Below are 520 nucleotides of genomic sequence, written 5' to 3' on the forward strand. Positions count from 1 at the left end.
CGGCGGAAAGTTGAGACACTCATATGAAGCAATTTTGCACTTTCACGGTCTGTTAAAAGAATATCATTTTCTGTCATACTAAAATCCTTTCTATCAAAAAATGGTAACACATCATAACCATTTATTAACCACATTTTGGTTCATTTAGAAAGATGTTTTATTTATAGAAAACAATATTTTATCATACAATTTTTTATGTGATAATTTATGACTCTTATTGAGAAAGAATGAGAGAGAAAAGAGAGCTAAAGTTATCCACAGATCATGGGGTTATGCACCCCATATCTTAAGATTGACCAGTGACATATGCCGCCCATTTATCCATATAGACACGGCGCTGTTCTAGATAGTCAGTGCGACGATAGGCACGCTCTACTTTGCCGCCAACTGTATGACTTAGAATAGTTTCAGCAACCTCATAGGGAGCATCGGTTGTTTCAGCGAGCCAATTGCGTAAACTAGAACGAAAACCATGCGGGCAGGCTTCAAGTTTATTGTCTCTCATATATTTTGCCATACA

General features: G+C 36.9%; 2 pseudogenes. Both read right to left on the bottom strand.

The annotated features are described in order from the left end of the window. Window positions 1-77: pseudogene (locus tag ACFINM_RS09950) on the bottom strand (DNA-binding protein); the annotation flags it as partial. A gap of 209 nt (window positions 78-286) precedes the next feature. Then, window positions 287-520, bottom strand: a pseudogene (locus ACFINM_RS09955) (integrase); the annotation flags it as partial.

The sequence above is a fragment of the Bartonella sp. AA168HLJHH genome (assembly GCF_042197365.1).
Lineage (GTDB): Bacteria > Pseudomonadota > Alphaproteobacteria > Rhizobiales > Rhizobiaceae > Bartonella.